Here is a 23,433-nt window from a genome sequence, read left to right on the forward strand (position 1 = left end):
CTAGAACATGGCACGCACTCTCAAACTGAAAATTTACCGTTACGATCCCGACCAGGACGCCAAGCCGTACATGCAGGACGTGACGGTCGAGCTGAAGGACACCGACAAGATGCTGCTCGACGCACTGCAGCGCATCAAGTCCGACGTCGACGACTCGCTGGCCCTGCGCCGCTCGTGCCGCGAAGGCGTGTGCGGTTCGGACGCGATGAACATCAACGGCAAGAACGGCCTGGCCTGCACCACCAACCTGAACGAGCTGACCGAGCCTATCGTGCTGCGTCCGCTGCCAGGCCTGCCGGTGATCCGCGACCTGATCGTCGACATGACCCAGTTCTTCAAGCAGTACGATTCGATCAAGCCTTACCTGATCAACGATTCCATCCGTCCTGAAAAAGAACGCCTGCAATCGCCGACCGAGCGCGAAGAGCTCGACGGCCTGTACGAGTGCATCCTGTGCGCCTGCTGCTCGACGTCGTGCCCATCGTTCTGGTGGAATCCGGACAAGTTCGTCGGTCCTGCCGGCCTGCTGCAAGCCTACCGCTTCATCGCCGACTCGCGCGACGAAGCCACCGGCGCGCGCCTGGACAACCTGGAAGATCCGTACCGCCTGTTCCGCTGCCACTCGATCATGAACTGCGTCGACGTTTGCCCTAAAGGTTTGAACCCGAACAAGGCGATCGGCAAGATCAAGGAATTGATGGTCCGCCGCGCGATCTAAGCGGCACCGCACGGGCGGCGGCCTCGTCGCCCGTTTTCATATAAAGTAGCACATCCATATGACTGAACCGAACAGCTCAGCGCATCAGGCCGACCCCGCCAACCGAGCGCGCCTGCGGTGGCGTTCCCGCCGGGGCCTGCTGGAAAACGACATTATCCTGACCCGTTTTCTCGATGCGCATGAAACCGAATTGACCGACGAGGAAGTGGACGCGTTCACGCGGCTCCTCGATTTGTCGGACAATGCCCTGATGGATCTGGTACTGGCCCGCAAGGAGCCGGAGGGCGAAGTTGATCTGCCGCACGTGCGCGCACTGCTGCAGCGGCTGCGCCTGGCATAAAGAGACACCCAGAAAAGTTTCGTTTTTTTTATTTGTCGCATCTCTCCAAGAAGGAAGAGTCCATGAACACCTCTGATAACAAAGCCACCCTGTCGTTTTCCGATGGCAGCCCGTCGGTAGAATTCCCGATCTACAAAGGCACCGTCGGTCCTGACGTGATCGACATCCGCAAACTGTACGCCGGCACCGGCAAGTTCACCTACGATCCAGGCTTCATGTCGACCGCGGCATGCAACTCGTCGATCACCTACATTGACGGCGACAAGGGCGAGCTGCTGTACCGCGGCTACCCGATCGAACAGCTGGCCGTGAACGCCGACTTCATGGAATCGTGCTACCTGCTGCTGAACGGCGAACTGCCGAACAAGGTTGAAAAAGAGAAGTTCGTCGAAACCGTGACCAAGCACACCATGGTTCACGAGCAGATGCAATTCTTCTTCCGCGGTTTCCGTCGCGACGCGCACCCGATGTCGGTGCTGGTCGGCACCGTCGGCGCGCTGGCCTCGTTCTACCACGACTCGCTGGACATCAACGATGCCAAGCACCGTGAAGTGTCGGCCATCCGCCTGATCGCCAAGATGCCTACCCTGGTGGCGATGGCGTACAAATACTCGATCGGCCAGCCGTTCGTGTACCCACGCAACGACCTGTCGTACAGCGCCAACTTCATGCGCATGATGTTCGGCAATCCATGCGAAGAATACAAGGTCAACGACGTGCTGGTGCGCGCGCTGGACCGCATCCTGATCCTGCACGCGGACCACGAGCAGAACGCATCGACCTCGACCGTGCGTCTGGCCGGTTCGTCGGGCGCCAATCCGTTCGCCTGTATCGCTGCCGGTATCGCCTGCCTGTGGGGTCCTGCCCACGGCGGCGCCAACGAAGCGGCACTGAACATGCTGAAGGAAATCGGCACCGTCGAGAACATTCCTGCCTTCATCGCCCAGGTGAAAGACAAGAACTCCGGCGTCAAGCTGATGGGCTTCGGTCACCGCGTGTACAAGAACTTCGACCCGCGTGCCAAACTGATGCGCGAAACCTGCTACGAAGTGCTGAACGAACTGGGCCTGCAAGACGACCCACTGTTCAAGCTGGCGATGGAACTGGAAAAGATTGCACTGAACGACGAATACTTCGTTTCGCGCAAGCTGTACCCGAACGTCGACTTCTACTCGGGCATCGTGCAATCGGCGCTGGGTATTCCTGTGTCGCTGTTCACCGGTATCTTCGCCATGGCCCGCACCATCGGCTGGATCGCCCAGTGGAACGAAATGATCGCCGATCCAGAACAGAAAATCGGCCGTCCACGCCAGCTGTTCGTCGGTTCGACCACCCGCGAAGTCAAGCCGCTGGACCAGCGTTAATCTTCGCTGAGGCGCGGTACACGCAAAGCCCGCCGGCACCGAGCGCGACCCTGGTCGCGTTCGGGCCGGCGGGCTTTTTTTTTGCGCTTGGAGTTGCTGGGGAAACATTGTAGGATTGCCATCCCATCCCTCACTGTCAAATCCCATGAACAGCGTCATGCGTCTTACCCTGGTTGCCGCCCTGGTGGCTTCCGCCTTCGCCCCGGCAGTTGCCGCGCCGGCCGCGCCCAAGTCCACCGTTGTCGACCTCAAGCCCTACACGGTGCCTTACCAGAAGTTCACGCTGCAGAACGGCCTGACGCTGATCGTGCATGAAGACCACAGCGTGCCGCTGGTCAGCGTCAACGTCTGGTACCACGTCGGTTCGCGCAACGAGAAGCGCGGCAAGACCGGCTTCGCCCACCTGTTCGAACACTTCTTCTTCAACGGTTCGGAAAACTATCCGCATGGCTTCCGCGAGGCGATGGACGACCTGGGCGCCAGCAGCCGCAACGGCACCACCAGCAACGACCGCACCAACTTCTATGAGGATGTGCCGGTGTCGGCGCTGGAGCGCACGCTGTACCTGGAGGCCGACCGCATGGGCTTCCTTGGCAACTACATCAACCAGGCCATGCTGGAGCGCGAGCGCGGCGTGGTGCAGAACGAGAAGCGCCAGGGCGAGAACCAGCCCTACGGCCGCGCGCACACCGAGCAGGTGCAGCGCATGTACCCGGCCTCGCATCCGTACTCGTGGCCGGTGATCGGCTACATGGAAGACCTGAACGCGGCCAGCCTGGACGACATCAAGGAGTGGTACCGCACCTACTACGGCCCGAACAACGCGGTGCTGGTGCTGGCCGGCGACATCAAGCCGGAGCAGGCGCTGGCGATGGTGAAGAAGTACTTCGACGGCATCCCGCCGGGCCCGCCGCTGGTGCGTAGCCAGGCCTGGATACCCGCGCTGGACCGTGACATCCGCGACGAGATGGAGGACCAGGTGGCGCAGGTGCGCGTCACGCGCAGCTATCACGCGCCGGCTTGGGGCGATCCCGAGATCCAGCGCCTGGGCATGCTGGCCGAGGTGCTGACCGGTTCCAAGAGCGCGCGCTTGACCAAGCGCCTGGTGTACGACAAGGCGCTGGCGACCAGTGTCAGCGCCCGCGCCGACGGCAACGAACTGGCCGGCACCTTCGACATCCGCGCCACGCTGAAGCCGGGCGTGGAGGTCGCCGTGGTCGAGCGCGAAATCGATGCGGTGACGAATGAGCTGCTGGCGCAAGGCCCGACCGAGGAAGAGCTGGCGCGCGTGCGCACCACGGCCTTCGCCGGAGCCGCGCGCGAGCTCGAAAGGCTGGGCGGTGGTGGCGGCCGCAGCGGCCTGCTGGCCGAGAGCATGATGTTCGGCGGCTCGCCGGACGCCTACCTGGACGACCTGCGCGCGCAGGCCGCTAGCCCGGCCGACGTCAAGGCGACCGCCAACAAGTGGCTGCGTGGCGCGCACCACTACACGATGGTGGTCAAGCCTTTCCCTAAACTGGCCGCCGGCAAGACCACGATCGACCGCAAGGCGCTGCCGGCGCTGGGCGAGCCGCCTGCGGTCAGTTTCCCGCCGATGCAGCGCGCGCGCCTGGCCAACGGCCTGAACGTGCTGCTGATCGAACGCCACGGCGCGCCGATCGTCAATGCCGCGCTGGCGGTCGACGCCGGCGTGGCCAGCGACAGCGCGGCCAAGTCCGGCCTGGCCTCGCTGGCGCTGGAGTTGCTCGACAAGGGCACCCGGACCCGCGACGCGTTCCAGTTGTCGAACGCGCTGGAATCGCAGGGCGCGCAGCTGAACACCGCCACGCAGGCCGACCAGTCGCTGGTGCGGCTGCAATCGACCGCCGCCAACCTTGGCGCCTCGCTCGGCCTGATGGCCGACGCGGTGCTGAACGCCAGCTTCCCGGCCGAGCAGTTCAAGCTGCAGAAGCAGCGCCGCATCGCCCAGATCGCGCAGGAGAAGTCCTCGCCTGGCGGCAGCGCGCAACGTGTGATGAGCGGCCTGCTGTACGGCGCCGACAGCGCCTACGGCAAGCCGGCCAGCGGCGACGACAAGACGGTGGAGGCGCTGACCCGCGACGACCTGGTGAACTGGCACCGCGACTGGTTCAAGCCGGGCAGCGCGACGCTGGTCGTCACCGGCGATACCACCATGGACAAGCTGATGCCGATGCTGGAATCGTCGTTCGGCAAATGGGCGGCGGGCAGCGCGCCGGCCAAGGCGGTGGTCGCGGCGCCGGCCACGCAGGGCGGGCGCGTGTACCTGATCGACCGTCCGGACGCGCCGCAATCGATGATCATGGCGGCGCATGTGTCGCAGCCGCACGGCCAGCCGGACGAGCTGGCGATGGAGCCGGTGATGCAGAACTTCGGCGGCATGAGCACCTCGCGACTGAACCGCAATCTGCGGCTGGACAAGCACTGGAGCTACGGCACCTCGGCGTTCCTGACCAATGTGCGCGGCCAGCGCGCCTTCACGGTGATGGCGCCGGTGCAGACCGACAAGACCAGGGAGGCGATGCTGGAAGTGGCGAAGGAGATCAAGGGCGCGGCGGGCGAGCGTCCGTTGGCCGGCGACGAATACGCCAGCATCATGCGCAACATGAGCTCGCGCCTGGCGGCGCGCTTCGAGCCCATCGCCGCGCTGGAATCGGCGGCCCTGCAGAGCGTGAACCTGCGCCTGCCGGACGACTACTGGACCAGCTACGCCAGCCGCATCGGCGCGCTGACGCCGGCCCAGTTGAACGAGACGGCGCCGAAGTACATCCATCCGGAGCAGCTGGTCTGGCTGGTGGTGGGCGACGTGCGCAAGATCGAGGCGGGTGTGCGCGAGCTGGGCTGGGGCGAAGTCATCAAGCTTGACGCCAACGGCCAGCCGCTGAAGTAATGCGTGCCTGGCGGCGCGGCCTCAGTCCGTTGCGGATGGAGGGCTGCGCCGGTCGGGCCGCACCACCAGCAGCCACCAGGCGATCACGCCCAGCGTCACCTGCGGCAGGTTGAACAGGAACTTGTCGATGACGACCGGCTGGCGCTGCGGCCAAGGCAGCGTGGCGGTTTCCGCGACGATGTTGGTGTGATACAGGCACGCGCCGAACAGGAGCACCATGGCGATGCCCCAGATCGACGGCAAGCTGGTGACCCGACGCCGCAGCAGCGCCGCGACCGGATACACCACGATGCAGCAGGCGAAATAGGCGAACAGATTGGCCATCAGATCTTGCAGGCGGAAATGCGGCAGCAGGATAGGCACGGCGCAAATCGCCAGCGCGAGCATGACGGCGATGACGGGGTGAGGGCGCCCGGGCCATTGATTGAAGCGGCTGATCATCGGGGGGGGACTCTATTGAATGGGGCCTCATTGTAGTTGAACTTGTCGCAATCGTCACGGCGGACAGCGGTGTTTGATGCGGATTGAATGGTGCCCGAAGGTCTATGCTAAGGTAACATCTCGATGCATGGAGGAGATGGCGATGGATACCTTAAAGTCGGCGAGTATCGCGGTGGAAATGGATGGCGCCAGCTTGCTGGAGCTGGCGCGAGTGGCTGAGGCGGAAGGCATTAGTCAGGATGAGGCCATAAAAAACGCGATTCGTTTTTACCTGGACCATGGCGAGGGTTATCGGGCAATGTTAAGGGACGGTACCGATGCCTGGAACCACTACAAGCGCACGGGCCTGCATGTCACGAATGATGAAATCGGTGATTGGATCGCCGAGCTGGATGCCGGTAACGATGATGCTGAGCCGCCAGCATGCCACACTTGATATGGACTCAGGAGGCGAAGCTGGATCTGGAGCGCGCCTACCACTTCCTGGCAGCACGGGATAAAGCGCTTGCCAAGCGGGCGCTCAAGGCGATTCATGGCGGGGCGAAGCTACTGGAAAGCCAGCCGCAACTAGGGCGTCCTGTCTTTGGGCAGCGGCCACCACGCAAGGAATTGTTGCTGCCGTTTGGCCGTCGTAGCGGATATGTCTTGCACTATGTGCTGGAGAAAGACGACGTCGTGATTCTCGCAGTTCTCCACCAACGGCAGGTAAATCGTTAGGCCTGCCGTTATTTTTCCTGATCCAGCAGCGCCTGGATTTCTTCACGCTCTTTTTTGCTGACATGGCCGCCGCGCAGCGCGGCCAGCACCAGCGCCTTGCCGGAGCCGGAGAAGGCTTTCTGGATCAGCTCCTTCAGCAGATTGGTCTGCAGCGAATCCTGCTCCTGCGCCGGCGCATACACATGCGCGCGCTGGCTTTCATCGCGCGTCAGCAGGCCTTTGGTGTGCATGACCTGCAGCAGCCGCAGCACCGTGGCGTAGTTCATGTCGGGCCGCGTTGCCACCGCCGCCTCGTGCACCTGCCTGGCGGTCGCCGGTCCGCTTTGCCATAGCAGGCGCAGCATTTCCAGTTCGGACGGGGTGGGCTTCGGTGGGGCTGTGCTCATGATGGAACTCCGGGACGATGCATCTAGAATAAAATATCTAGATGCATTTGTCCAGTTCTACCGGCTTACCACTTCATCTCGCCCTTGGCGACCTTGGCGCTGGTGTCCAGCGCGGCGTTCAGGCCGGCGCCAGGATACAGCTCCTTCATGCGGGCGATCAGCGCGGCCGAGTTGGCGGCCTTGGCGGTTTCGGCTTCGAAGCGCACCAGGTAGTCGCGGGTGTAGGCGATGCTGTCCGGCGTCAGCGCCGCGCCGACCTTGAAGTGGCCCGGCACGACGGTGGCCGGCTTCAGCGCGGCCACGCCGTCCAGCGTTGCCAGCCATTGCTTGCGCGACTCGGGCGTTTGCGTATCGGCGGTCCACACGTGCAGGTCGTTGAACAGCACCACGCCGCCCGCCACCGCCTTGATCGATGGAATCCACACGTAGCTGCGGTCCGGCGTCGGGCCTTTCAGGCCTTCGATCTTCAGTGTCTGGCCTTCCAGCTTGATGGTGTCGCCATTCAGCGGTTGCGGAACGATGATGCTTTGCGGCGCGTTGTCCTTCAGGATCGGGCCCCAGAATGCGACCTTGGCATCCTTCTTCTTCTCGATGCCGGCGATGGTTTGCGGCGTGGCGACGATTTTCGCATCAGGGAAGGCGGCGTGGATCACGTCCAGGCCGAAGTAGAAGTCCGGGTCGCTGTGGCTGACGTACACGGTGGTCAGGTGCTTGCCGGTGGCGCGGATCTGCTCGACCAGCTTGAGCGCTTCGCCGCGCGAGAACTGGGCATCGATCAGGACCGCATCCTTGGCGCCGCTGACGATCACCGAGGCGACCGGGAAGATGGCGGCCTCGCCCGGATTGAACACATCCAGTTTTAGCGGCGCGGCGGTGGCGCCAGCTACGGTGGCGGCGAGGGCGGCGGACAACAGGCTTTGCTTGATCATGATGGTCTTTCGTGTGGAGTTGGAATGACGCCATCTTAAATTTCTTTATCCGAGAGAAAAATAGGGTAATCTGCACCTATTAATTGCATGAATCGGATGAATCGATGGACAGGATCACTGCGGCACAAGTTTTCGTCAGCATCGCCGAGCGCGGCAGCATGATCGCGGCGGCCGAGGCACTGGACATGTCGCGCGCCATGGTGACGCGTTATCTGGCCGAGATGGAGGAGTGGGCCGGCGCGCGGCTGCTGCACCGGAGCACGCGCCGGCTAAGCCTGACCGATGCCGGCGACGTCACGCTGGCGCGCTGCCGCCGCATGCTGGAACTGGCCGAGGCGATGGAGGTGGCAAGCGGCGCCGACGCCGATACGCCGCAGGGCCTGCTGCGCATCACCTCTTCGCAGTCGCTGGCGCAGGCGGCGTTGGCGATCGCCGTCACCGCTTTCCTGAGGCGCTATCCGCGCACGGCGGTCGACCTGCAGATGAACAACCGCGCCGTCAACCTGGTCGAACAGCGCATCGACCTGGCGCTGCGCATCACCAACGCGCTGGAGCCCAATCTGATCGCGCGCCAGCTGGGGCAGTGCGATTCGGTGGTCTGTGCGGCGCCGTCCTACCTGGCCGAACGCGGCACGCCGTTGCTGGCCGAGGACCTGGCGCGGCATAACTGCCTGACCTACACCTACTTCGGCAAGAGCCTGTGGCAGTTCACGGATCGCGACGGTGAGGCGGTCTCGGTGCCGGTCAGCGGCAATCTGTCGGCCAATGAGGACCTGATTTTGCTGAAGGCGGCGGAGGAGGGCGCCGGCGTCGCGCTGCAGCCGCTGTACAGCGCGGCGCCGCTGATCGCCGACGGCCGGCTGGTGGCGCTGCTGCCGGACTTTGTGCCGCAGCAGATGGGCATCTACGGCATCTACACTTCGCGCCAGCACATGTCGCCCGCGCTGCGGGCCATGCTGGACTTCCTGCTGGACTGGTTCGCCGGCGACCCGGCCTGGCTGGCGCACACGGCGCCGCGCTGAACGGCGTCAGGCCAGCAGCGCGGCGATCCTGCGCTCCACTTCCGCCAGCGACGGACGGGCGGCGGCATCTTCCACAACGCAGGCTGCCTGCAGCGCCGCCAGCGCCGCCTGCTGCGCGACCGGCAGTTCGCAACGCGCCATCAGCTCGTCCAGCAACAGGCCGAAGGCGCGCACTTCCAGCCGTTGCAACCCGGCCGCGTGCGGCGCTTGCGGCGCGAACAGCGAGGCCGCGCCGAAGTCGCCCAGCAGGCTGCGGCCCCGGCCGCAATGCAGTATGTTGTGGCCGTACAGGTCGCCGTGCATGATGCCGCGCTGGTGCAAGTGCCGCGCCGCCGAGGCGACGCCGCCCGCGATGCCGAACAATTCCGCTGGACTGAAACGCTTGCCGTCCGGGTAGGTGTCGCGGGTGCAGCTCTCCAGGCTGGGCGGGCCGGCCAGGTTGCCGAAGCCGGGATCGATCAGCGGCATCACGCACCCGCTGGCGCCGTCCGGGTGGCCCAGCACCTCGCCCAGCACGGGGATCAGGTTGGGGTGGTCGCCCGAGCTGACGCACGCCGTCATCTCGCAACGTGGCAGGCCGTCGCTGGTGACGGCGCCCTTGAACATCTTGACCGCCACAGCCTGCTCGCCGCCGGCGTGCCGCAGCGCGGCCTGGTGGATCACGCCGGATGCGCCTTCGCCCAGTTTCCGCTGAAGCTGGAGCTGATCCCAGCCGATGCCGGCGATGCCCGCGCCGGCATCGGCCGCTTGCTCGTCCGCCTCGCAGAAGGGATTGCCGGCAAAAGCCAGCCACGACAGGCGCGGCATGTCGAGCAGCCAGGCCGGCAGTGCGGTCAGGCGGTTGGCGGCGATGCGCAGCAATTCCAGTCGCGTGCAGGCGGCCAGTTCCGGCGGCAGGGCGCTCAGCCGGTTCCCCGCCAGCATCAGCTTTTGCAGGTCCCCGCAGCGGCCGATGGCGGCGGGCAGCGCCTCGACACGGTTGTCGGTCAGGATCAGCCAGCGCAGCTGCGGCGGCAGCGCTGCTGCCGGAACCTCGCGTATCTGGTTGCTTTTGAAGCCTATCATCGTCAACGCCGGGCACTCGCCCAGCACCGCCGGCAACGTGGTGAACCGGTTGCCCGAGCAAAAGATCACCCGCAGCTTGTGCAGGCGCGGCAAATCGTCCGGCAGCGAGGACAGGGCATTGTTGGACAGGTCGAGGATTTCCAGCGTATCGGCCAGCGTGAATATCTCGTCGGGGAACTCGGTCAGGCCGCAGGATAGTTGCAGGCGGACGATGCCGGCCAGCGCTCCGGCGCGTAGCTGCTCTAGGGTGTGCATGAAGGTGGGGCGGGATGGCAAAGCGCCATTCTACAGCCTCGGCGGCCGGCGCCAGAGGACGTTAAAAATATGAAAACATTCCCGGCAAGCCGAGCAGTCATGCGGCTTAAGCGAAGATTAATATCGTAAGATTTGTTACGGTTTCTGTCGAATAAATGGTTGTTGGGATACAATACCGGTGCTATCCTGAATGACCCGATTTTGTAGTACCTGAAGAACTATAGCCCTTCCCCACAACTTGATGTGCAATCCGCTAACCGGTCAGGCCGTGTCGCGGAAGGTTAGATTAACCCGCTAATTCCTCGCGAAGCGCGAAGAAAGGTGAGCAAGATGATGCAACAATCTACGTCCAATTCCTACCTGTTTGGTGGGAACGCACCGTACGTCGAAGAACTGTACGAGGCGTACCTCAACAACCCAGGTTCCGTGCCAGACAACTGGCGCGCCTACTTCGACGCCATGCAACACGTGCCGGCCGTCGACGGTTCCAATAAACCAGACGTCGCCCACGCTTCGGTCATCGCCTCCTTCGCCGAACGCGCGAAAGCCGGCCCGATCCGCACCGTGGTTGCCTCCGCCGACGCTGAAATGGGCCGCAAGCGCGTCGCCGCCACCCAGCTGATCGCCGCTTACCGCTACCTGGGTTCCCGTTGGGCCAACCTGGATCCGCTGCAGCGCCAGGAGCGTCCGTCCATCCCTGAGCTGGACCCGAGCTTCTACGGCTTCACCGATGCGGACATGGACACCGTGTTCAACATCAGCAACACCTACTTCGGCCCTGAGACCGCGACCCTGCGCGACCTGCTGAACTTCCTGCGCGACACCTACACCCGCTCGATCGGCGCGGAGTACATGTACATCTCCGACCCGGCTGAAAAGCGCTGGCTGCAGGAACGCCTGGAATCGATCCGCTCGACCCCGAACTTCACGCCGGAAAAGAAAAAGCACATCCTGGAGCGCCTGACCGCGGCCGAAGGCCTGGAACGCTACCTCCACACCAAATACGTCGGCCAGAAGCGCTTCTCGCTGGAAGGCGGCGAAACCTTCATCGCCTCGATCGATGAAATCATCCAGCGCGCCGGCGAAAAAGGCGTGCAGGAGATCGTTATCGGCATGGCCCACCGCGGCCGCCTGAACGTGCTGGTCAACACCCTGGGCAAGGCACCGAAGGAACTGTTCGAAGAATTCGAAGGCAAGCACGGCGACGACCTGCCAGCCGGCGACGTCAAATACCACCAGGGCTTCTCGTCGGACATCTCGACCGCCGGCGGTCCTGTCCACCTGTCGCTGGCGTTCAACCCGTCGCACCTGGAAATCGTCAACCCTGTGGTTGAAGGTTCGGTCAAGGCGCGCATGGACCGTCGCGGCGACACCCTGGGCAAGCAAGTGCTGCCTATCCTGGTGCACGGCGACGCCGCGTTCGCAGGCCAGGGCGTTGTGATGGAAACCCTGAACCTGGCGCAGACCCGCGGCTACGGCACGGGCGGCACGGTGCACATCGTCATCAACAACCAGATCGGCTTCACCACGTCGGATCCGCGCGATGCGCGTTCCACCATCTACTGCTCGGACGTCGTCAAGATGATCGAAGCACCGGTGCTGCACGTGAACGCCGACGATCCTGAAGCCGTGGTTCTGGCTTCGCAGATCGCCATGGACTACCGTCTGCAGTTCCAGAAGGATATCGTTGTCGACATCATCTGCTACCGCAAACTGGGCCACAACGAGCAAGACACCCCAGCGCTGACCCAGCCGCTGATGTACAAGAAAATCGGCCAGCACCCAGGCACCCGCAAGCTGTACGCGGACAAGCTGGTGACGCAGACCGTGATCCCGGCCGATGGCGGCGAGCAGATGCAGGCTGCCTATCGCGATGCGATGGACGCCGGCAAGCACACCATCGATCCAGTGATCTCCAACTTCAAGAACAAGTTCGCGGTCGATTGGCTGCCGTTCCTGAACCGCAAGTGGACCGACTCGGCCGACACCGCCGTGCCGATGACCGAACTGAAACGCCTGGCCGGCCGCATCACCACCGTGCCTGAAGGCTTCAAAGTACACTCGCTGGTCGAGAAGGTACTGGCTGACCGCGCCAACATGGGCAAGGGCGAACTGAACCTGGACTGGGGCATGGGCGAACACCTGGCCTACGCATCGCTGGTCGCTTCGGGCTACGCAGTGCGCCTGACCGGCCAGGACGCCGGCCGCGGCACCTTCGTGCACCGCCACGCCGTGCTGCACGACCAGAACCGCGAGCGTTGGGATGCGGGCACCTACGTGCCGCTGCAGAACATCGCCGAAGGCCAGGCACCGTTCACCGTGATCGACTCCGTGCTGTCCGAAGAGGCGGTGCTGGGCTTCGAATACGGCTACTCGACCGCGGAACCAAACACGCTGACGATCTGGGAAGCCCAGTTCGGCGACTTCGTCAACGGCGCGCAAGTGGTGATCGACCAGTTCATCAGCTCCGGCGAAGTGAAGTGGGGCCGCGCTTCGGGCCTGGTCATGATGCTGCCGCACGGTTACGAAGGCCAGGGTCCCGAGCACTCGTCCGCGCGTCCGGAACGTTTCCTGCAGCTGTGCGCAGACAACAACATGCAAGTGGTCCAGCCGACCACCGCGTCGCAGATCTTCCACGTGCTGCGCCGCCAGATGGTGCGCCAGTTCCGTAAGCCGCTGGTGATCCTGACGCCTAAATCGCTGCTGCGTAACAAGGACGCTGGTTCCTCGCTGAACGAGCTGGCCAAGGGCGCGTTCCAGACCGTGATCGGCGAAGTCGACGAGAAAATCGACGCCAAGAAAGTCAAGCGCGTGGTCGCCTGCTCGGGCAAGGTCTACTACGACCTGGTCAACGCACGCAAGACCCGTGGCCAGACCGACACCGCCATCATCCGCGTCGAGCAGCTGTATCCGTTCCCGCACAAATCGTTCGCCGCCGAACTGAAGAAGTTCCCGAACCTGGCGGAAGTGGTGTGGGCGCAGGACGAGCCGCAGAATCAGGGCCCATGGTTCCAGATTCAGCACAACATCTTCGAGAGCATGGACGCAGGCCAGCGCCTGGCGTACGCCGGCCGCCCAGCGTCGGCATCGCCGGCTGTCGGCTACTACGACAAGCACTACGCCCAGCAAAAAGACCTGCTGGAGACGGCGTTCTCGAAGCTCAAAGGTTTCATCCTGACCAAATAAGCATCACTTACTGACGGAGCGCCGCCCTGCTACGCGGGGCGGCGCCGCAATAACAAAATATACGGAGTTTTACATGGCACAAATCGAAGTCAAAGTCCCCCAGCTGTCGGAATCGGTAGCAGAAGCAACCATGCTGACCTGGCATAAAAAAGTGGGCGAAGCAGTCGCCCGCGACGAGAACCTGATTGACATCGAAACCGATAAAGTTGTTCTGGAACTGCCGGCGCCAGCCGCTGGCGTGCTGGTCAAGATCATCAAGGGCGACGGCAGCACCGTGGTTGCTGACGAACTGATCGCTATCATCGACACCGACGGCGCCGCCGCCGTTGCCGCTCCAGCAGCCGCAGCCGCTCCTGCTCCAGCCGCCGCACCTGCACCAGCAGCCGCAGCCGCCGCCACCGGTGGTTCGAAAGGCGACGTGGCCATGCCAGCCGCCGCCAAGATCCTGTCGGAAAAAGGCCTGAGCGCTGGCGATGTCGCCGGTTCGGGCAAAGACGGCCGCGTGACCAAGGGCGACGCCCTGGCCGCCGGCGCCAAGGCTCCAGCCGTTGCGCCGCTGGCGCCAGCAGCTGCCAAGCCAGCGCTGCAGCAAGTTGCCGCGCCTGCGATCGCCAGCCTGGGCGAGCGTCCGGAAGAGCGCGTGCCGATGAGCCGCCTGCGCGCACGTATCGCCGAGCGCCTGCTGCAATCGCAATCGACCAACGCCATCCTGACCACGTTCAATGAAGTGAACATGGCGCCAGTGATGGATCTGCGCAACAAGTACAAGGACAAGTTCGAGAAAGAGCACGGCGTCAAGCTGGGCTTCATGTCCTTCTTCGTCAAGGCCGCCGTTGCCGCGCTGAAGAAATACCCGATCATCAACGCATCGGTCGACGGCAACGACATCGTCTACCACGGCTACTTCGACATCGGTATCGCGGTTGGTTCGCCACGCGGCCTGGTCGTGCCTATCCTGCGCAACGCCGACCAGATGTCGATCGCCGACATCGAGAAGAAAATCGGCGAATTCGGCGCCAAAGCCAAGGAAGGCAAGCTGACCCTGGACGACCTGACCGGCGGCACCTTCTCGATCTCGAACGGCGGCACCTTCGGCTCCATGCTGTCGACCCCGATCATCAACCCGCCACAATCGGCCATCCTGGGCGTGCACGCGACCAAGGACCGCGCTGTGGTTGAAAACGGCCAGATCGTGATCCGTCCGATGAACTACCTGGCGATGTCCTACGACCACCGCATCATCGACGGCCGCGAAGCCGTGCTGGGCCTGGTCGCGATGAAAGAGGCGCTGGAAGATCCAGCCCGCCTGCTGCTGGACCTGTAATACCGCCACATCCCCAGGCCCGTCCGGGCCTGGGGAATTTTCAGAGGGTCATCAATGAGCGTATCTGAAGAAATCAAACGGTTGCACGAACTGCACCAGGCTGGCGCGCTGTCGGACGAGGAGTTCGCCTCCGCCAAAGCCAAGTTGCTGGACAAGGAAGCAGCGCCCGGCATCGCCAACGACATCACCCGATTGCGCCGCTCGAACACCGACCGCTGGCTGGGTGGCGTGTGTGGCGGACTGGGTCAGATCACCGGGGTCGAATCCTGGATCTGGCGCTTGCTGTTCGTACTGTTCGTGCTGACCTTTGGCTTCGGACTCGCCATCTACATTCTGCTATGGATTTTCGTACCAGAAGAGAACTGATTGGAAAATAAAAAATGAGTAAACAATTTGACGTAGTAGTCATCGGCGCCGGTCCTGGCGGTTACATCGCCGCCATCCGCGCGGCACAACTGGGTTTCTCGGTCGCCTGCGTCGACGCATGGGTCAATGAAAAGGGCGGTCCTGCTCCTGGCGGCACCTGCACCAACGTCGGTTGCATCCCGTCGAAAGCGCTGCTGCAATCGTCCGAGCACTTCGAGCACGCCGGCCACGCGTTCAAGGACCACGGCATCGATGTCGCCGGCCTGTCGCTGAACCTGCCGCAAATGATCAAGCGTAAAGACACCGTTGTGAAGCAGAACAACGACGGCATCCTGTTCCTGTTCAAGAAAAACAAGGTCACCTTCTTCCACGGCCGCGCTGCGTTCGCCGGCGCCGCCACCGCCGACGGCTACCCGCTGACCATCTCCGCGCCAGCCAACGAGACCATCAACGCCAAGCAAGTCATCATCGCCACCGGCTCCAACGCGCGCGCGCTGCCTGGTGCAGAGTTCGATGAAAAACTGATCCTGTCGAACACCGGCGCGCTGACCATCGGCGACGTGCCGAAGAAGCTGGGCGTGATCGGCGCCGGCGTGATCGGCCTGGAAATGGGTTCCGTATGGCGCCGCCTGGGTGCCGAAGTGACCGTGCTGGAAGGCCTGCCTGTGTTCCTGGGCGCGGTCGATGAGCAGATCGCCAAGGAAGCCGGCAAGCTGTTCGCCAAGCAGGGCCTGAACATCAACCTGGGCTGCAAGATCGGCAGCATCACCAAGGGCGCCGACAACGTCACCGTGGCCTACGAAAACGCCAAGGGCGAAGCGCAGACCGCCGTGTTCGACAAGCTGATCGTCTCGATCGGCCGCACCCCGAACACCGATGGCCTGGCCGCGGACAAGGTTGGCCTGAAACTGGACGAGCGTGGTTTCGTGGCCGTCGACGACGACTGCAAGACCAACCTGCCAGGCGTCTGGGCAGTGGGCGACGTGGTACGCGGCCCGATGCTGGCGCACAAGGCGGAAGAAGAAGGCGTTGCCGTTGCAGAGCGCATGGCTGGCCAGCACGGCCACACCAACTTCAACACCATCCCTTGGGTCATCTACACCTCGCCGGAAATCGCGTGGGTGGGCCGCACCGAGCAGCAACTGAAGGCCGACGGCGTCGCCTACAAGGCCGGCACCTTCCCGTTCCTGGCCAACGGCCGCGCACGCGCGCTGGGCGATACCTCGGGCATGGTCAAGTTCCTGGCCGATGCTGCCACCGACGAAATCCTGGGCGTGCACATCATCGGACCGATGGCTTCCGAGCTGATCTCCGAAGCCGTGGTGGCGATGGAGTTCAAGGCTTCGGCTGAAGACATCGCGCGCATCTGCCACGCCCACCCATCGCTGTCGGAAGCGACCAAGGAAGCCGCGCTGGCGATCGACAAGCGCACGCTGAACTTCTAAGCAGCACCAGTAAGCGGACTGCGGGCGGACTGCGGTCCGCCCTTTTTATTTGCGCAGCACAGAACCGAACCCCATGAACGTCGAAGAGTTTTATCAGCACGCGCTGCAAGAGCGCAATTTCAAGGCCGATGCAGCCCAGCGCCGCGCGGTCGACCGCCTGCAACAGTGCTATGACGAGTGGGTGGCCTACAAGGGCCAGCGTTCGTCCACCTTCAAGCGCCTGATCAACCGTCCCGACGTGCCGAAGGGCGTGTACATGTGGGGCGGGGTGGGGCGCGGCAAGTCCTTCCTGATGGATTCCTTCTATTCCGTGGTGCCGCTGGTGCGCAAGACGCGCCTGCACTTCCACGAGTTCATGCGCGGCGTGCACCGCCAGCTCGACGAGCTGACCGGCGTGGCCAATCCGCTGGACGAGGTGGCCAGGCGCATCGCCAAGAAATACCGATTGATCTGCTTCGACGAGTTCCACATCTCCGACGTGGCCGACGCCATGATCATGTACAACCTGTTGAAGGCGCTGTTCGACAACGGCGTGTCCTTCATCATGACCTCGAACTACGATCCGAAGCTGCTGTATCCGGACGGCCTGCACCGCGACCGCATCCTGCCCACCATCCAGCTGCTGTACGACAAGCTGGACGTGATGAATATCGACGCCGGCGTCGACTACCGCGGCCGCGCGCTGGAGCAGGTCGATTCCTACCTGACGCCGCTCAACGCCCACACCGACCGCCTGCTGCGCGAAGCCTACGCCAGCATCGCCGAGAGCGCCGACGAGGATCCGGTGGTGCGCATCGAGGCGCGCGAGATCCGCGCGCTGCGCCGCGCCGGCACCACCATCTGGTTCGACTTCAACACGCTGTGCGGCGGCCCCCGCTCGCAGAACGATTACCTGGAAATCGCCAGCCGCTTCCATACCGTGATATTGTCCGGGATTCCGATGATGTCGGCCGCGATGTCGTCGGAGGCGCGGCGCTTTACCTGGCTGATCGACGTGTTCTACGACCAGGGCGTCAAGCTGCTGATGTCGGCCGAGGTGGAGCCCGAAGAGCTCTACACCAACGGCACCTTGGCCAACGAATTTCACCGCACGGTATCGCGCATCGTCGAGATGCAATCGCGCGAGTACATGGATAAAGAGCAGCGCGCCGCGGCCGGTGCGCTGGCCTAAGTGAGCTGCAACAGGATAAAAATATGAGACCAAGTTTGAAACCGCTGGGCGAGATGATCGCGGCTGCCGCCTTGGCGGCCCTGGCGGCGCTGGCCGCGCCGGTGCAGGCCCAGACCGCCGAGCCGTCGACGGCCGCCGCGCCGCAGCCGACCCGTTCGGTCGAGCAGGCCAACGCCACGCTGCAGCAGGTGGCCAGGGACCGCGCGGCGGTCCACGACGAATTCGCCGCCAGCGAGCGCGTGTGCTACGACAAGTTCTTCGTCAACTACTGCCTGGACAAGGCCAAGGAAAAACGCCGCGCCGCGCTGGCCAAGCTGCGCGCCACCGAGGTGGAGGCCGAGCATTTCAAGCGCGCCGATTCGGTCGAGAAGCGCGATGCCGACCTGGCTGTGCGCGCCCGCAAGGACGCGGAAGAGGAAGCGCAGCGCGCCGCCATGCCGCCGAAGGAAGCCAAGGTTGTGGACGACACGCCGCGTCCGGCGCCCAACGCAGGCAAGCCGGTGGTGGACCGCGAGGCCGAGCATGCTGCCAAGGTCCAGCGCCAGGCGGCGCAGGACGCGGCCGACGCCGGCAAGCGCGCAGCCAATGTCGCGGCGTTTGAGAAGAAGCAGGCCGAGTCGGAAAAACGCAAGGCGCAAGTGGCCAAGAAGAAGGCCGACAGCGACGCCAAGCGCGCCGCCCACGAAGCGTCGGAGAAGAAGAAGGCCGACGCCGCCGAGGCCGCAGCGGCCGCCAAGAAGCAGTAAGCGGAGCCGCGCGTCACACCGCGCGGCGCATTTTCTGTATGGTGTAGTTCGGTATGTCCCTGGGCTGCTCGACCAGCTTGATGATGGCCATCGAGCAGTTGTCGCCCTTGCCCTGGGCGCGTTCGCCGGCCTTGCCGATCAGGCGTTCGGCCGCCTGGCGCGGCGTGTTGCGGGCCACCGCCGCCGCCAGTTCCGTATCCTTGAACAATTGCCACAGGCCGTCCGAGCACAGCAGGAGCGAATCGCCGGCCTGCAAGCCCTCGTGATAGCCGACCGTGACGAAGGGCGACTTGAAGCTGTTGCCCAGCGCGTTGTTGAGCAGCTTGGAGCCACGGTGCTTCTTTGCCGCCTCCAGCGGCAGCTTGTCTTCGTTGACCAGATGCTCGATGTAGGCGCCGTCGTTGCTGCGCATGGCGCAGGCCTCGCCGGCAAAGCGGTACACCCGCGCATCGCCGACATGGCCCCACACCACCTGGCCGGCTGGCGTCAGCACCATCATCGCCAGCGCGCTTTGCGGCTCGACGGTCTTGGCAATGGGATTCATCTTGATGACCTGGTGCGCCTCCTCGGCAATGGCCCGCATCAAGTCCTGCAGGCGCGGGATGCTGGGCGTGTCGCCGACGCGCAACTCGTCGAACAGGTGCTTGGCGGTCAGCAGCGCCTGGTCCGAACCGATGGCGCTGTGGTTGCCGTCGGCCAGCACAGCCATCACATAGCCGGGCGCCTGGGCGGCCGTGTACAGGCCCACCCGGTCGTTTTGCTGGGATCGGTTTCCGATGTGCTGGGCGGTGCCGGCTTCGATTTTGTATGCGCTCATAAGCAACACTGTATCCTAGTCGGCGGGCGCGCGATCATTATGTTGGCGGCGGGGCCGCCGTAGATTAAACTATGCACCGTGCCGCAGTTTGTTTGCAAGATATTTGTTGTTTCAGTGAAACTATTTGTGTGAGTAAAGACCGAGAATTATGACTGATGTACAAGATATCCAGCGTCGTCTGATAGAACTCGACGTCGAACACCGCGATCTGGACGCGGTCATCGACATGCTCACGCTGGATGGCCATCACGATCAACTGCAATTGCGCCGCCTCAAAAAGCGCAAGCTGCAATTAAAAGACCATATCACTCTGCTGAAAATGCAACTAGTGCCCGACGTTCCGGCCTGAGTCCGGCTCAGTGCCCCAACTAAGTATATTTTGACCGAACAGCTTCCCACGCCCGCCGACACCATCCCCGCCGTAGTCGGCGCCACACCCGATCAGCCCCCCGGAAAACACGATGCCGAGGTCGAGCGCCTGTTTGGCGCCGGCGGGCCGTTGGGTCCGGCTGTCGGCGATTACCGCCCGCGCCGCTCGCAGACCGAGATGGCCAAGGCGGTGGCGGACGCCATCGCCAACCAGACCACGCTGATCGCCGAGGCCGGCACGGGCACGGGCAAGACCTTCGCCTACCTGGTGCCGGCGCTGCTGTGGGGCGGCAAGACCATCGTTTCCACCGGCACCAAGAACTTGCAGGACCAGTTGTTCCTGCGCGACATCCCGACCGTGCGCGCCGCCTTGCAGGCGCCGGTGTCGGTGGCCTTGCTGAAGGGGCGTTCGAACTACGTCTGCCACTATCACCTGGAGCGCACGCTGCAGAACGGCCGCATGACCTCGCGTGACGACGTCGGCCACCTGCGCGAAATCTCGCGTTTTTTGAAAATGACCAGCTCCGGCGACAAGGCCGAGCTGGCCCGCGTGCCGGAAAACGCGCTGATCTGGAACCTGGTGACCTCGACCCGCGACAATTGCATGGGCGCCGAGTGCCAGTATTACCAGGATTGCTTCGTAATGAAGGCGCGCAAGGAGGCGCAGCAGGCCGATGTGGTGGTGGTCAATCACCACCTGTTCTTTGCCGACGTGGCGCTGAAGGATTCCGGCATCGCCGAACTGCTGCCGTCCGCCAATACCGTGATCTTCGATGAGGCGCACCAGCTGCCCGACACCGCCACCTTGTTCTTTGGCGACACGTTTTCGACCTCGCAGGTACTGGAACTGTGCCGCGATGTGCTGGCCGAAGGCTTGTCCAATGCCCGCGACGGCGCCGACTGGGGCAAGGTCGTCACGGTGGTGGAGAAGGCCGCCCGCGACCTGCGCCTGACGTTCCCGCAGGACATCGTGCGCCTGTCGCTGCCGCAGATCGCGCCGTCGAGCGACTTTTTCCCGGCCTTGCAGACGCTCAAGGACGAGCTGGACGGCATGCTGGCGGTGCTGGAAACCCAGGCCGCGCGCGCTGAAACGCTGGAACAATGCCGCCAACGCGGCCTGGAACTGGCGCAAAAGTTAGCTGATTGGAAATTCGATCCGAAGGCGCGGGTGGAAAAGGGCGCCGAGGCGGTGTTCTGGGTGGAGGCGTACGCGTCGTCCCTGCAGCTGCACAAGACGCCTTTGTCGATCGCGCCGATCTTCAATGGCCAGCGTGAAGGCGTGCCGCGCAGCTGGATCTTCACCTCCGCGACCTTGGCGGTGAAGAATGATTTCAGCCATTTTTCCGAGCAAATGGGGCTGGACGGCGAGCCGTCGAAGACCTGGCCGAGCCCGTTCAACTACGAGCAGCAGGGCATTTTGTACGTGCCGCAAGGCTTGCCGGACCCAAATTCCATGGGGTACACCGACGCCGTGCTGGACCATGCGCTGCCGGTCATCGAGGCGGCGGGCGGAAAAACCTTCCTTTTGTGCACGACTTTGCGCGCCGTGAAGCGTGCGGCCGAGCGCTTGCGCGACGAATTCGAGAAGCGCGGCCTGCCGTATCCGCTGTTTGTCCAGGGCGACAAGGGCCGTACCGAGCTGCTGGACCAGTTCCGCAAGGCTGGAAATGGGGTGCTGATCGGCTCGCAAAGCTTCTGGGAAGGCGTCGACGTGCGCGGCGATGCGCTGTCTTTAGTGATTATTGACAAGCTTCCGTTCGCGCCGCCGGACGATCCGGTGCTGGCCGCGCGCATCGAGGTGATGGAAAAACAGGGCAAAAATGGCTTTATGCACCACACTTTGCCCGAGGCGATTATTAACTTGAAGCAAGGTGCAGGGCGTCTGATCCGCGATGAAGGCGACCGCGGCGTGCTGATGTTGTGCGATCCGCGCGTGATTTCCAAGCCCTACGGCAAGCGGATCTGGCAGAGTTTGCCGTCCTTCAAACGCACCCGCGAGCAGGCCGAGGTCATCGAATTCTTCAAAAACAAGAATTCCGATTCGTAACTTTCAGTATCAAAACTTGCCGCCGCCACCTCCCCGGATGGCGGCGGCTGGCAAGATGCTACGGCAGTATCACCACCTTGCCCGTGACCTTCCGGGCCGCCATATCGTTCAACGCCCGCACCGTCTCCTCCAGTTTGTACCGGCCCGAAATATGCGGCTTGATCTTTCCCTCCTGCAACCACCCCATCAACTGGCGCATGCCGGCCAGGTTGGCCTTTGGCTCCCGCTTGACGAACTCGCCCCAGAAAACGCCGACCAGTGACGCGCCTTTCAGCAAGGTCAGGTTGAGCGGCAATTTCGGAATCTCGCCGTTGGCGAATCCCACCACCAGGTAACGTCCGCGCCAAGCGATCGAACGGAACGCCGGCTCCGCGTATTGGCCGCCGACCGGGTCGTAGATCACGTCTGGACCCTTGCCGCCGGTCGCCGCCTTGATCGCCTCGCGCAAATCCTCCTTGCTGTAGTTGATCAGCACGTCCGCGCCATGCGCCTTGCACACTTCCAGCTTCTCATCGGTCGAAGCGCAAGCAATGATGCGGGCTCCAAGGGCTTTGCCTATCTCGATCGCGGCCAGCCCCACACCCCCAGCCGCGCCAAGTACTAGCATGGTCTCGCCAGCTTTTAGCGCGGCCCGGTCCACCACCGCATGATGCGAGGTACCGTAGGTGAGGGTAATCGCGGCCGCCGTCTCGAAATCCATGCCCGGCGGCATGGGCGCCAGGGCTTGCACGGGCGCCACTAATTGTTGCCCAAAACCACCGGTCGAAGTGAAGGCGATGACCTTGTCGCCCGGCTTGAAAGTTGTCACATCGTCAGCAACCGAGCGCACCACGCCGGCCACTTCGCTGCCCGGAACGAAGGGCAATTCCGGCTTGAATTGATACTTGCCTTGAATGATGAGCACGTCCGGAAAGTTGACGCCGGCCGCTTTGACATCAATCACAACCTGTCCCGGACCGGCTTGCGGGTCGGGCAATTCCTGGACGGCGAGGGTGTCCGGCAATCCCCAGGCCTGGCATACGACAGCTTTCATGGTGGTCTCCTTGGTTAAAAATAGAACGATCGTTAGATTTTTATGATACCCGAAAGCGCCACCGGTTTGCGCAAAGTTCGGGCTATCGCACGTTTGCGTTCGCTCAAGGTGTCTGCCGAGGGGATTGTTAGAGTTGGTTAAACGCCGTACCTCTGTAGGGCGGCAACGGAGGATGTCATGACTATCCGTCACGGCTGCTTTTTCAGTTATGCACACGGCCATCACGCGTACATGAGCAAGTTCAAGAACGATTTGATCGAAGCGCTCAAATGTTACCTGGAGCCCCACTTCGACAACGAGAACGAGCTCTTTGTTGATAGTGAGCAACTCGGCGGCGGAGACGACCTCGACCAGAAGATCGCGCGCGCGATGTGTGAGAGCGCCTGCATGATTGTCATTTATACACCTAAGTACGAAGCGCACCCCTACACCCGCCGCGAGTTTGCAGCAATGCAACTAATTGAAAGCGAGCGCAAGCAGTGGTACGCGCTGCCCAGCCACCTGATCATCCCGGTTGTCATGACCCGCCACCCGGACGGCTTGCCGCCGCAAATCGCCGGGCCGGGCATGTACGTGGACTTCTCCCGCTACACGCTGGCCAGTGGCGACCTCAAAACCAACCCGGAGTTTCTTCCAGACATAGAAAAAATCGTGTTGCGCATTGCCCAGCATTACCACCACTTAAAACGATGCACGCCGCCGGAGCATGACTGTGGACGTTTTGTCATGCCGGATATTCCGCCGGAATGGCGTGCCATTCCTCCTCCACACTTCCCACGCTAAA

At 63.2% G+C, this 23,433-nt stretch carries 22 protein-coding genes; 16 read left to right on the plus strand and 6 right to left on the minus strand.

What is annotated here, in order from left to right:
* Positions 1–7 precede the first annotated feature (7 nt).
* From GTP90_RS10290 to GTP90_RS10305, 4 genes are all read left to right on the plus strand, one after another.
* Complete coding sequence (locus GTP90_RS10290) at positions 8–718, plus strand: succinate dehydrogenase iron-sulfur subunit (RefSeq protein ID WP_090314620.1); 711 nt, start codon at positions 8–10, stop codon at positions 716–718.
* Between the two features lie 58 nt (positions 719–776).
* Positions 777–1,058 (plus strand): FAD assembly factor SdhE, encoded by a 282-nt coding sequence (locus GTP90_RS10295; RefSeq protein ID WP_161083432.1) that lies wholly within the window; start codon positions 777–779, stop codon positions 1,056–1,058.
* A 62-nt stretch (positions 1,059–1,120) separates the two neighbouring features.
* Positions 1,121–2,422 carry a citrate synthase gene (gene gltA, locus GTP90_RS10300; protein WP_070268581.1) on the plus strand — a complete coding sequence of 434 codons (1,302 nt, stop codon included), beginning with the start codon at positions 1,121–1,123 and terminating at the stop codon, positions 2,420–2,422.
* A gap of 157 nt (positions 2,423–2,579) precedes the next feature.
* On the plus strand, positions 2,580–5,330 hold the full coding sequence (locus GTP90_RS10305) for a M16 family metallopeptidase (protein WP_161083433.1): 2,751 nt from the start codon (positions 2,580–2,582) through the stop codon (positions 5,328–5,330).
* Positions 5,331–5,351: 21 nt separating this feature from the next.
* Here GTP90_RS10305 and GTP90_RS10310 read toward each other — a convergent pair whose 3' ends face one another.
* Complete coding sequence (locus tag GTP90_RS10310) at positions 5,352–5,771, minus strand: hypothetical protein (RefSeq protein WP_161083434.1); 420 nt, start codon at positions 5,769–5,771, stop codon at positions 5,352–5,354.
* A gap of 142 nt (positions 5,772–5,913) precedes the next feature.
* Between GTP90_RS10310 and GTP90_RS10315 the strand changes: the two genes are divergently transcribed.
* Entirely contained in the window at positions 5,914–6,207 is a 294-nt protein-coding gene (locus GTP90_RS10315; protein WP_161083435.1) for a CopG family transcriptional regulator, read from the plus strand.
* The gene (locus GTP90_RS10320) at positions 6,195–6,488 is read left to right on the plus strand and encodes a type II toxin-antitoxin system RelE/ParE family toxin (RefSeq protein ID WP_161083436.1); all 294 of its coding nucleotides are present in this window, start codon (positions 6,195–6,197) and stop codon (positions 6,486–6,488) included. The genes GTP90_RS10315 and GTP90_RS10320 overlap by 13 nt, the downstream gene beginning before the upstream one ends.
* Positions 6,489–6,496: 8 nt before the next feature.
* On the opposite strand, the gene GTP90_RS10325 is transcribed toward GTP90_RS10320, so the two are convergent.
* Positions 6,497–6,874, minus strand: coding sequence for a BlaI/MecI/CopY family transcriptional regulator (locus GTP90_RS10325; protein ID WP_161083437.1), 378 nt, complete (start codon positions 6,872–6,874; stop codon positions 6,497–6,499).
* A 65-nt stretch (positions 6,875–6,939) separates the two neighbouring features.
* The gene (locus tag GTP90_RS10330) at positions 6,940–7,803 is read right to left on the minus strand and encodes an MBL fold metallo-hydrolase (RefSeq protein ID WP_161083438.1); all 864 of its coding nucleotides are present in this window, start codon (positions 7,801–7,803) and stop codon (positions 6,940–6,942) included.
* A 104-nt stretch (positions 7,804–7,907) separates the two neighbouring features.
* Here GTP90_RS10330 and GTP90_RS10335 point away from each other — a divergent pair, with 104 nt between their 5' ends.
* Positions 7,908–8,825: a LysR family transcriptional regulator gene (locus GTP90_RS10335; RefSeq protein WP_161083439.1), complete on the plus strand. Its 918-nt coding sequence runs from the start codon at positions 7,908–7,910 to the stop codon at positions 8,823–8,825.
* Between the two features lie 6 nt (positions 8,826–8,831).
* Here GTP90_RS10335 and GTP90_RS10340 read toward each other — a convergent pair whose 3' ends face one another.
* The gene (locus GTP90_RS10340; RefSeq protein ID WP_161083491.1) at positions 8,832–10,145 is read right to left on the minus strand and encodes a leucine-rich repeat-containing protein kinase family protein; all 1,314 of its coding nucleotides are present in this window, start codon (positions 10,143–10,145) and stop codon (positions 8,832–8,834) included.
* A 330-nt stretch (positions 10,146–10,475) separates the two neighbouring features.
* On the opposite strand from GTP90_RS10340, the gene GTP90_RS10345 reads away from it, so the two are divergent.
* The 6 genes from GTP90_RS10345 (at position 10,476) to GTP90_RS10370 (ending at position 18,383) form a co-directional block, all read left to right on the plus strand.
* Complete coding sequence (locus GTP90_RS10345; protein WP_161083440.1) at positions 10,476–13,331, plus strand: 2-oxoglutarate dehydrogenase E1 component; 2,856 nt, start codon at positions 10,476–10,478, stop codon at positions 13,329–13,331.
* 73 nt (positions 13,332–13,404) lie between these two features.
* Positions 13,405–14,655, plus strand: coding sequence for a 2-oxoglutarate dehydrogenase complex dihydrolipoyllysine-residue succinyltransferase (gene odhB / locus GTP90_RS10350; RefSeq protein WP_161083441.1), 1,251 nt, complete (start codon positions 13,405–13,407; stop codon positions 14,653–14,655).
* Positions 14,656–14,709: 54 nt separating this feature from the next.
* Entirely contained in the window at positions 14,710–15,021 is a 312-nt protein-coding gene (locus tag GTP90_RS10355) for a PspC domain-containing protein (protein WP_161083442.1), read from the plus strand.
* Positions 15,022–15,035: 14 nt separating this feature from the next.
* Positions 15,036–16,466, plus strand: coding sequence for a dihydrolipoyl dehydrogenase (gene lpdA, locus GTP90_RS10360; RefSeq protein WP_161083443.1), 1,431 nt, complete (start codon positions 15,036–15,038; stop codon positions 16,464–16,466).
* A gap of 73 nt (positions 16,467–16,539) precedes the next feature.
* Positions 16,540–17,637: a cell division protein ZapE gene (gene zapE, locus GTP90_RS10365; RefSeq protein WP_161083444.1), complete on the plus strand. Its 1,098-nt coding sequence runs from the start codon at positions 16,540–16,542 to the stop codon at positions 17,635–17,637.
* A 23-nt stretch (positions 17,638–17,660) separates the two neighbouring features.
* Positions 17,661–18,383 (plus strand): hypothetical protein, encoded by a 723-nt coding sequence (locus GTP90_RS10370; RefSeq protein WP_254451811.1) that lies wholly within the window; start codon positions 17,661–17,663, stop codon positions 18,381–18,383.
* Between the two features lie 13 nt (positions 18,384–18,396).
* Here GTP90_RS10370 and GTP90_RS10375 read toward each other — a convergent pair whose 3' ends face one another.
* Entirely contained in the window at positions 18,397–19,200 is an 804-nt protein-coding gene (locus tag GTP90_RS10375; RefSeq protein ID WP_161083445.1) for a PP2C family protein-serine/threonine phosphatase, read from the minus strand.
* A gap of 148 nt (positions 19,201–19,348) precedes the next feature.
* On the opposite strand from GTP90_RS10375, the gene GTP90_RS10380 reads away from it, so the two are divergent.
* Positions 19,349–19,549, plus strand: coding sequence for a YdcH family protein (locus GTP90_RS10380; RefSeq protein WP_008450659.1), 201 nt, complete (start codon positions 19,349–19,351; stop codon positions 19,547–19,549).
* Positions 19,550–19,579: 30 nt separating this feature from the next.
* The gene (gene yoaA, locus GTP90_RS10385; protein WP_175048043.1) at positions 19,580–21,616 is read left to right on the plus strand and encodes a DNA repair helicase YoaA; all 2,037 of its coding nucleotides are present in this window, start codon (positions 19,580–19,582) and stop codon (positions 21,614–21,616) included.
* Positions 21,617–21,674: 58 nt separating this feature from the next.
* Here yoaA and GTP90_RS10390 read toward each other — a convergent pair whose 3' ends face one another.
* Positions 21,675–22,649, minus strand: coding sequence for an NADPH:quinone oxidoreductase family protein (locus tag GTP90_RS10390; RefSeq protein ID WP_161083446.1), 975 nt, complete (start codon positions 22,647–22,649; stop codon positions 21,675–21,677).
* A 177-nt stretch (positions 22,650–22,826) separates the two neighbouring features.
* On the opposite strand from GTP90_RS10390, the gene GTP90_RS10395 reads away from it, so the two are divergent.
* Positions 22,827–23,432: a toll/interleukin-1 receptor domain-containing protein gene (locus tag GTP90_RS10395; protein ID WP_161083447.1), complete on the plus strand. Its 606-nt coding sequence runs from the start codon at positions 22,827–22,829 to the stop codon at positions 23,430–23,432.
* Position 23,433: the final 1 nt, after the last annotated feature.

This window comes from Duganella vulcania (genome assembly GCF_009857655.1).
GTDB classification, from domain to species: domain Bacteria; phylum Pseudomonadota; class Gammaproteobacteria; order Burkholderiales; family Burkholderiaceae_D; genus Rugamonas; species Rugamonas vulcania.

Excerpts from the sequence above, each read along its gene's own strand:
- GTP90_RS10345 (WP_161083440.1), top strand. The coding sequence starts at position 10,476 with ATGATGCAACAATCTACGTCCAATTCCTACCTGTTTGGTGGGAACGCA.
- GTP90_RS10370 (WP_254451811.1), top strand. The coding sequence starts at position 17,661 with ATGAGACCAAGTTTGAAACCGCTGGGCGAGATGATCGCGGCTGCCGCC.
- GTP90_RS10315 (WP_161083435.1), top strand. The coding sequence starts at position 5,914 with ATGGATACCTTAAAGTCGGCGAGTATCGCGGTGGAAATGGATGGCGCC.
- GTP90_RS10295 (WP_161083432.1), top strand. The coding sequence starts at position 777 with ATGACTGAACCGAACAGCTCAGCGCATCAGGCCGACCCCGCCAACCGA.
- GTP90_RS10380 (WP_008450659.1), top strand. The coding sequence starts at position 19,349 with ATGACTGATGTACAAGATATCCAGCGTCGTCTGATAGAACTCGACGTC.
- GTP90_RS10390 (WP_161083446.1), bottom strand. The coding sequence starts at position 22,649 with ATGAAAGCTGTCGTATGCCAGGCCTGGGGATTGCCGGACACCCTCGCC.
- lpdA (WP_161083443.1), top strand. The coding sequence starts at position 15,036 with ATGAGTAAACAATTTGACGTAGTAGTCATCGGCGCCGGTCCTGGCGGT.
- GTP90_RS10335 (WP_161083439.1), top strand. The coding sequence starts at position 7,908 with ATGGACAGGATCACTGCGGCACAAGTTTTCGTCAGCATCGCCGAGCGC.
- odhB (WP_161083441.1), top strand. The coding sequence starts at position 13,405 with ATGGCACAAATCGAAGTCAAAGTCCCCCAGCTGTCGGAATCGGTAGCA.
- GTP90_RS10310 (WP_161083434.1), bottom strand. The coding sequence starts at position 5,771 with ATGATCAGCCGCTTCAATCAATGGCCCGGGCGCCCTCACCCCGTCATC.
- GTP90_RS10340 (WP_161083491.1), bottom strand. The coding sequence starts at position 10,145 with ATGCACACCCTAGAGCAGCTACGCGCCGGAGCGCTGGCCGGCATCGTC.
- GTP90_RS10375 (WP_161083445.1), bottom strand. The coding sequence starts at position 19,200 with ATGAGCGCATACAAAATCGAAGCCGGCACCGCCCAGCACATCGGAAAC.
- GTP90_RS10330 (WP_161083438.1), bottom strand. The coding sequence starts at position 7,803 with ATGATCAAGCAAAGCCTGTTGTCCGCCGCCCTCGCCGCCACCGTAGCT.
- GTP90_RS10320 (WP_161083436.1), top strand. The coding sequence starts at position 6,195 with ATGCCACACTTGATATGGACTCAGGAGGCGAAGCTGGATCTGGAGCGC.
- gltA (WP_070268581.1), top strand. The coding sequence starts at position 1,121 with ATGAACACCTCTGATAACAAAGCCACCCTGTCGTTTTCCGATGGCAGC.
- GTP90_RS10305 (WP_161083433.1), top strand. The coding sequence starts at position 2,580 with ATGCGTCTTACCCTGGTTGCCGCCCTGGTGGCTTCCGCCTTCGCCCCG.
- GTP90_RS10325 (WP_161083437.1), bottom strand. The coding sequence starts at position 6,874 with ATGAGCACAGCCCCACCGAAGCCCACCCCGTCCGAACTGGAAATGCTG.
- zapE (WP_161083444.1), top strand. The coding sequence starts at position 16,540 with ATGAACGTCGAAGAGTTTTATCAGCACGCGCTGCAAGAGCGCAATTTC.
- GTP90_RS10355 (WP_161083442.1), top strand. The coding sequence starts at position 14,710 with ATGAGCGTATCTGAAGAAATCAAACGGTTGCACGAACTGCACCAGGCT.
- GTP90_RS10290 (WP_090314620.1), top strand. The coding sequence starts at position 8 with ATGGCACGCACTCTCAAACTGAAAATTTACCGTTACGATCCCGACCAG.
- GTP90_RS10395 (WP_161083447.1), top strand. The coding sequence starts at position 22,827 with ATGACTATCCGTCACGGCTGCTTTTTCAGTTATGCACACGGCCATCAC.